The organism is Phormidium sp. CCY1219 (assembly GCF_035615515.1).
Classification (GTDB): domain Bacteria; phylum Cyanobacteriota; class Cyanobacteriia; order Cyanobacteriales; family Laspinemataceae; genus CCY1219.
This window is the reverse complement of the sequence record NZ_JAJENT010000893.1, coordinates 1-5,688: the sequence shown is the minus strand read 5'-3', so window position 1 is coordinate 5,688 and position 5,688 is coordinate 1. Positions and strand designations below refer to the sequence as shown.

The following is a 5,688-nucleotide window of genomic DNA, read 5'->3' as shown; positions in this document are numbered from 1 at the left end:
ATCGATTTGGGGTTTTTCCAGGAGGGCGATCGCATCGAATTGATTCGGGGAGAACTGGTGCCAATGGTTTCTAAAGGAAAAGCTCATACAGTCTGTTGTATGAATTTAAACGAGCAATTGGTCATTCTCCTATCTGGTAAGGCCAAAGTTCGATGCCAAGACCCTATCTTACTGCCCAATAACAGCGAACCAGAACCGGATTTTGTTATTGTGAGAAATCGGGCAGATAACTATTTATCTCGTCATCCGATGCCGGAAGATATTATCGGAGTTATCGAAATTGCCGATTCTTCTTTGCAATACGATCGCGAGGTGAAACTTCCCCTTTATGCCGAAGCGAATATTGCCGAATATTGGCTCGTCAATTTGTTGGAAAATCAATTGGAAATTTACAAGGCTTCTTATCAAAAATCTAATGCAGTTTTTGACTACCGCCAAAAGCAGGTGTTGCTTCCCGATGAAACCGTTGCTTTGCCCGAGTTTTCCGATGCGATTCTGGAACTAGCACGGGTTTTCCCGGGGGCGATCGCGTAAACACTACCTAAATAAAATCAGCGGTTGTATCGATAAGTTATAAAAACTATAGTTAATTTTCAAATAACTTTTTATAAATTCTGAAAATCCGGAATATTTGGGGAAAATCTGGTAAAATAAAGCCAGTGGTCAACCTGATTGAACTCTGATGAGCTTACCGAAAACCAAACGCTTTACGATTGAAGAGTATCACCGCTTAATTGAAGCGGGATTTTTCCAGGGGGACGATCGCGTAGAACTGATTCGGGGAGAAATTGCGAACATGGCATCGAAAGGAAAACCACATGTATTCTGTCGCACGCAGTTATTGCGAGAGCTGTGTCATTTACTCGGCGATCGCGCGACTTTACGATGCGCCGATCCAGTCGCGTTACCCCAAGATAGCGAACCGGAACCGGATTTTGCGATCGTGCGAAATCGCAAAGAAAACTATTTATCCCATCATCCCACCCCGGATGAGATTTTGCTGATTATCGAAATTGCGGATGTTTCACTACAGTACGATTGCGAAATCAAATTACCCCTTTATGCCGAAGCTGGAATTTCCAAAGTGTGGCTTTTTAATGTCCTGGAAAATCAACTAGAAATCTACACGAGTCCCTATCAAAATTCTAACGGAACCTTTAACTATAAGCAAAAACAGGTTAAACTGTGGAATGAAACGATTGGGTTGCCGGGATTTCCCGGTTTAACCCTGGAATTGACAAAGGTGTTTCCGCCAATGAAAAGCTAACTGGGGCGATCGCTGTTTTTCGGGGCCGGGCGAGGGTAAATGCAGGGTCGGATTTTCAGCGATCGCAGCGGAATTTATTCCTTTAGATAGATGGCAATCGGAAAGAATTGGTAATCGTAGGATTGGTCGGTGGGAAAACCCGCTCTGGGTGGCTTGGGAAAAATGACAGTAATTATACCCAACAATAGAAAATTCGAGCCAAATTTGCCGATTGAGGGATTCGCACGCTAAAACAAATAGAGAAGCGCTCGCAGGGCGGAAAGTTAAACCCGATTCCCACCTCTGGATTTTCATCAGGGCTATGCCACTCAATCAATTCTCTCTCGGTCTGTGCTTGCCACTGTCATGGTGGCACAAATTGCTCAAAGCGATCGCGATCGCCGCGATCGGATTAACCGCAGGGTGCGATCCTGCAAAGGAGTTTCAAGCTGGGTTTCTACCCGTTTCCGCCACCACCGCCACCGTGCAGCCAGAGGTGGATCCATTCCGCGCCGCGATAAACCACGCGCAACAAGCTGCGGATCTCACCCAACGCGCGATCTCCCTGGAAGAGTGGCACCAAGTGGCGAGTCTGTGGCGATCGGCGATCGCCGAGTTGAAAATGGTACCCGAAACCCACCCGAGAAGCGCTTTGGCACGAGAAAAGATAGGGGAATATCAGCACAATCTGACCTATGCCTCCCAACAGGTGGCGCGGTTGGATCGATTCGAGCGCGCGATCGCCAAAGCGCAAACTGCCACCAGTCTGGCGCAAACCGCGTCATCGAAAGCGGAGTGGGAACAAGTCGAGTTACATTGGGAGATAGCGATCGCGAATTTAACGCAATTGCCCGCCTCTCACCCCAACCGCGCTTTGGCAACGGCAAAGCTGGCTGAATACGGTCAAAAGTTAGCGGAAGTGAAAGCGCGATTAGCCGAATTCGGTGCGATCCATCAAGCCCTTGCCAAAGGCAAACTCGCTGCCAATTTAACCCAGAGCGCCGCTTCGATCGCCGAGTGGCAACGAGTGGCAATTCTCTGGAAAGAAGCGATCGCCAAACTGCAAACCGTTCCCCCAAACCACGCCAAGCGCACCTTTGCCGAGGCCAAAATCCGCGAGTATAACTACAACTTACGCTACGTGCGACAGCAATTAAGTCGCTTAGATCCCTACAATCAAGCGATCGCCACCGTGGAACGCGCCACTTTTGACGCACAAAGTGCTACGGCGATGGGGGAGTGGGAGGCAGCGGCTAAACACTGGGAAGAGGCGATCGCGCGCCTGGAGCGCGTGCCAAAAACTCACCTAAAACGCGCCTTAGCCGAACAGCACATCCGGGACGCGCGAGAAAATCTCGCCTTCGCGCGACAGCAGGTGAGGCACACCGATCCGTTCAATCAAGCCATGAAAACAGCTCGGGATGCCGCAAACAAAGCTCAATCGGCATTTTCTCATTATGACTGGAATGTGGTGGCAAGAGAATGGCAATCCGCCATTCTCTTGTTAGAAAGTCTGCCCAAAAATCACGCCAAACAAGCCATTGCATCCCAAAAAATTGCCGCTTACCAGAAAAAGCTCGCCTATGCCATCAAACAAGGCGATCGCCGCTTCCAAACCCTCACCACTCCCGATAAACAAAGTAATGCAATTGATTCAAACCAGAAGAATAAAAAACCGGAAACGGGGAAGGAAAAACAGAAATAATTCTTTATTGCTATCGGGGTAATTTCAGAAAAAATAACATGATTTTGCAGCTTTCAAGGGGGGGAACCGTCGATCGGATAGAGCGCTCCCCCCCTGGGGGAAACAAATCAAAAAACTCAAAATCTGTGTTAAATTAGACCTGGTCATGCGGGCGAAAGTTGGAACCAACGCCCTACCCTTCTAGGGCGCGGGGATTTCCAGACCAAACCTTGATAAAATTATTCCTGATACCCCTGGAAAAAGCCGCGAGATTGTCGCCAAATTTCCAAACTAATAATGCAGGCCATTAGCCAGACCATTCCCGCCGTATATCCAGCCACAATATCCGTGGGCCAATGAACGCCGAGATAAAGCCGACTTAACCCGATCGGGATAATTAAGCCCAGGGTACCAATAGCTACCCATACGCGCCAGCGGGGAAATTGAGTGGAAAGCAAGTAGCCGAAAATGCCGTAAATCACCAATGAAACCAAGGCATGACCGCTGGGAAAACTGTAGGAACTGACATCGAGAATGCGCTCCCAAAGTTCCGGTCTGGCTCGGGAAAAAACCTTTTTCAAAACGGTATTGAGCAGAACCGAACCGATAGCCGCGATCGCAATTGTTGTGGCTTCCGCTTTCATGCCGCGCCTCACCAATGCGATGCCCAGGAGAAAACAAACCACGCTCAATAGCCTCGGGTCTCCGAGAAAGGTAATTGCCGTCACCAGGCGATCGAGCAGTGGCGTATGCAAATCCTTGAACATTAATAAAACTTCCGTATCCATTGCCGTGGTTTCTTGTTCTAGCACTTCCTCTGCAATTTCAAAAAATCCCCAAATGCACAAAATACTCCCGAGCAGTCCGCCTAGGGGAATTACTGATATTAATGAGATGAGTTTAGATTTCATGTCAATCGTTCAATTCAGTCTGAGTTTTTACGAAGCAGAAACGAGGGTTTACAGTTTAGAGGTTTGGCAGTTCCCGCCTGGAGTTTAACAAGGGCGATCGCACCGGTCGCTCCCAGGGAAGAAGCCCACCGCGATCGCACAGTATTGGCCAGGGAACCCCCGGTTTTCTATTCTAGACTCTACAATAAAAAAGGAGGAAGACTTTTGCCGGCCTTGCGGAAACCGCGATCGCGCTGGCCACGTCTTTACTGACCGACCCGAACCGAAATCCTATTTATGATATCACTCAAGCCGAAACAGATTGCGACAATTTTACTCACCCTAGGAGCGGCAAGCTGCGCCACTTGGCTGGGTTTCCAGGTTCCCGGCATCGCTCGCCCACACAGGACGATCTCCGCTCGCACAGAGAACGCACCGCGTTTCGCCCAACCCATCGACTGCACCCTGGGCGAAGATTGCTTTATCTTGCTTTATCCCGATCTCGACCCCACCCCAGAAGAAGCGGTGGATTTTGGCTGCGGGCGGCAAACCTACGACGGTCATAAAGGCACCGACTTTGCCATTTCCGACGAAGCGACAATGGCACAAGGTGTCCCGGTTCTGGCTGCCGCTCCCGGTACCGTGCTGCGGGTGCGCGACGGGATGCCCGATCGCCGCCTCAGAAGTTTAAGTGAGAAAGAAGAAGTCGCCGGGGTAGAATGTGGGAACGGAATCGTCATCGACCACGGCAACCAGTGGCAGACCCAATACTGTCACCTCCGCAATGGGAGTATTTCGGTGCGTCCGGGGATGGAAGTGGAAGCCGGCACTCCCCTGGGCATGGTGGGCGCATCCGGTGCGGCATCGTTCCCTCACGTGCATTTGAGCGTCCGCTACCAAGGAGAAGTTGTAGACCCCTTTGTGGGTGCTAACGCCGCACCGGGATGTAATGTGCAGCGCAATTCCCTGTGGGCAGACTCCCTGGGGTATCAGCCCACCGGCCCCATTGATGCCGGTTTTGCTGCCGAAGCCCCCACGATGGACGACCTCTGGGAAGGACGCTTCCGCGATTCTCTCCTCTCGCGAGATATCCCCGCCATTTTGTTCTGGGTTCACACCTATGGTGTCTTGCAAGGAGACGAATTCGCGTTTAAACTCACCGCACCTAATGGCGAAATTGTCGCACAAGATAAACGCACTATCGATTCTCCCAGTAAAACCTGGATGGGATATGTGGGCAAGCGTAATACCCCCCAAAGACCGATTATCCCCGGCGTTTGGCGCGGCGAATATCGTCTGCTCCGCAATAATAAAGTTGTGGTAGAGTTCGAGCGCGAAGTAGAAGTGCAGTAAACATCAAGGCGAAAATCAACGGATCGCTACCCGTAGGGCCACGGCACTGCCGTGCCCTCACCCCAACTTCTATAAATCTTAAGTTGTCCGTCCGAGCGCCATATCTGGGAGCGTCATATAATTTTCCCAAATTGCTAACAATTTGTGCCCATTGTCGGGGAAAAAGTCATGGCTCAACCCCTGTAAGACAGATTCCTCCTAATGAAGCGATCTCTCTAAATTTATGGGGCGATCGCCCGCAATCCGGGTCAAATAAGCACTGCCTAAATTTTGTGGCACGTTCGCCCACTGCTGCGGATTGTCCTGACGCTGGCGAACCGAAATATTGCCTTGAGTCAATAGGGATAAGCCGAAAAATGGCGATCGCTTCTAATAAGTAGGGAGCGATCGCCCTAGTTTTACCAAATCCACTTTCCCCAGATAATACTTAACCTTCGTTTCCGAATCGTTGCAACAACTCTTCGCGAGAAAGGGTCAGCAACAGACGGGTTAACTCCTGGGTTGGTAACTGCAAC

General features: G+C 50.2%; 6 protein-coding genes. 4 read left to right on the top strand and 2 right to left on the bottom strand.

Annotated elements, in window-relative coordinates; translation table 11 throughout:
• The 3 genes from LKK83_RS29250 to LKK83_RS29240 form a co-directional block, all read left to right on the top strand.
• Positions 1–534 (top strand): Uma2 family endonuclease (locus tag LKK83_RS29250; protein WP_324634990.1); only part of this gene is annotated, 534 nt, incomplete at its 5' end.
• Positions 535–682: 148 nt separating this feature from the next.
• On the top strand, positions 683–1,267 hold the full coding sequence (locus tag LKK83_RS29245; protein ID WP_324634989.1) for a Uma2 family endonuclease: 585 nt from the start codon (positions 683–685) through the stop codon (positions 1,265–1,267).
• Between the two features lie 301 nt (positions 1,268–1,568).
• Complete coding sequence (locus LKK83_RS29240; RefSeq protein ID WP_324634988.1) at positions 1,569–2,951, top strand: hypothetical protein; 1,383 nt, start codon at positions 1,569–1,571, stop codon at positions 2,949–2,951.
• A 218-nt stretch (positions 2,952–3,169) separates the two neighbouring features.
• Here the strand turns inward: LKK83_RS29240 and LKK83_RS29235 are convergent, their stop codons facing one another.
• Entirely contained in the window at positions 3,170–3,841 is a 672-nt protein-coding gene (locus LKK83_RS29235; RefSeq protein WP_324634987.1) for a phosphatase PAP2 family protein, read from the bottom strand.
• 276 nt (positions 3,842–4,117) lie between these two features.
• Between LKK83_RS29235 and LKK83_RS29230 the strand changes: the two genes are divergently transcribed.
• Entirely contained in the window at positions 4,118–5,173 is a 1,056-nt protein-coding gene (locus LKK83_RS29230; RefSeq protein ID WP_324634986.1) for a M23 family metallopeptidase, read from the top strand.
• A gap of 198 nt (positions 5,174–5,371) precedes the next feature.
• Here the strand turns inward: LKK83_RS29230 and LKK83_RS29225 are convergent, their stop codons facing one another.
• A complete protein-coding gene (locus LKK83_RS29225) occupies positions 5,372–5,512 on the bottom strand; it encodes a hypothetical protein (RefSeq protein ID WP_324634985.1) in 141 nt (46 codons plus the stop codon).
• Positions 5,513–5,688 lie beyond the last annotated feature (176 nt).

Bases quoted from the DNA above. Each gene is read 5' to 3' on its own strand.
- LKK83_RS29245 (WP_324634989.1), top strand. From the start codon at position 683: ATGAGCTTACCGAAAACCAAACGCTTTACGATTGAAGAGTATCACCGC.
- LKK83_RS29240 (WP_324634988.1), top strand. From the start codon at position 1,569: ATGCCACTCAATCAATTCTCTCTCGGTCTGTGCTTGCCACTGTCATGG.
- LKK83_RS29235 (WP_324634987.1), bottom strand. From the start codon at position 3,841: ATGAAATCTAAACTCATCTCATTAATATCAGTAATTCCCCTAGGCGGA.
- LKK83_RS29230 (WP_324634986.1), top strand. From the start codon at position 4,118: ATGATATCACTCAAGCCGAAACAGATTGCGACAATTTTACTCACCCTA.